Origin of the sequence: Psychrobacter sp. PAMC 21119 (genome assembly GCF_000247495.1) — a bacterium.
Lineage (GTDB): Bacteria > Pseudomonadota > Gammaproteobacteria > Pseudomonadales > Moraxellaceae > Psychrobacter > Psychrobacter glaciei.
Genome location: NZ_AHVZ01000001.1, coordinates 1 through 1,280 on the forward strand (window position 1 = coordinate 1; position 1,280 = coordinate 1,280).

Consider the following 1,280-nt stretch of genomic DNA (forward strand, 5'->3'; position numbering starts at 1 on the left):
TGCACTATAGGTTCTGATTTTCTTAGTCATGATAAACTCCTCATTGAGTCGTTAGTTTACCAAGTTTGGTTCTACAGTTTTTTCAGCATAGCTCAAATTACTCAAGCGCAAATCTTGGCCGCTTATAAGGTAAGTAAAGAAGTTTTCATAGGAGACATAAAAAGAAGTGAGGGTGTATTACTGCTTTCAAACACATATAGCTTAAATAAGGCTAGCGCAGGAGACTTCATTAACTGCTTAAAATATATGATGGAAGGTCGTATTTTTCATAGGGCTATGAGTCATACAGCGATGGACTATTTCATAGGAAGTATAGCAAACGACTTTTCCAGCGATGCATTAGGAAATGCGTTGAATGCATTACAACAACATATCGACTACTGGGAGGCTCATTACAAGACAAATGCAATCTCGATGCGTAAAGTTTTAGATAAATATCAAGGCAATACTCTAAAGCTGGTCACAGCTGAGTCGCTACAACTGCAACTTGAACAAGATATAGCAAAATCCACGAATTTATCCAGCACCGAAAGGCTTAAAAGGATCAATTTTAGCAATCCTGAACCCAAAAAACTCATGATTAGCGTTACAGTTTATCAACGCAATCATCATGTGATTGCTGAAAGGCTCAAGATGGCTGCTGGTATTTGTGAAAAGTGTAAAATGAAAGCACCTTTTATGAAGGCTAAAGATGGAACTCCTTATCTTGAAGTCCATCATAAACAGAGGTTAAGTGACGGTGGTTTGGATGTTCTAGAAAATACTATGGCATTATGTCCTAACTGTCATCGAGAATTGCACTTTGGATGAAAAGTGACTAATAAACTATTTAGGACTGATTCGTATAGTTAGAGTTTTGTATCCTTTGGAATTACTTAGATAGTAATCTTTTATCCATTTACTAAGAGCTGTTTGAAAAATAATTAGAGAGAAATTAATGAAACTAATAGATGAAATCATTGGGATTTTAAGTTCTAATAGTGGTGTTTTGACCGAGGCATTAATTAAAACTAAGGTTCTTCTCTATAAGATAGGACATAAAGAACTAGTAGTTTGGGTAAATAAAGAACTAAACGGGTATAGCCAAAGTGATGAGCTACCTGATTATCGTGTCATCGCAGCTCAAGTGCGTGTTTCAGCAGCGAATAGAGCTTATAAAGTAGAATCCCATCCCATCCCTATGACTAATAGACCTCTTGCAAAAGTCATAGGTTTAGCTCGAAATTAATGATACCAGCAAACAGCTTCATTCTAAGATCATAGCGCTGACGACGGTTACG

At 36.6% G+C, this 1,280-nt stretch carries 2 protein-coding genes; both read left to right on the plus strand.

Annotation, left to right across the window (positions count from 1 at the left end):
- The coding region (locus tag RH96_RS14450; RefSeq protein ID WP_010195704.1) for an HNH endonuclease at positions 1 to 810 on the plus strand (810 nt) is incomplete at its 5' end.
- Positions 811 to 937: 127 nt separating this feature from the next.
- Positions 938 to 1,228, plus strand: a complete 291-nt coding sequence (locus RH96_RS00010; RefSeq protein ID WP_010195707.1) for a hypothetical protein — start codon at positions 938 to 940, stop codon at positions 1,226 to 1,228.
- Positions 1,229 to 1,280 lie beyond the last annotated feature (52 nt).

Coding starts and splice junctions, on each gene's coding strand:
- RH96_RS00010 (WP_010195707.1), top strand. CDS start 938: ATGAAACTAATAGATGAAATCATTGGGATTTTAAGTTCTAATAGTGGT.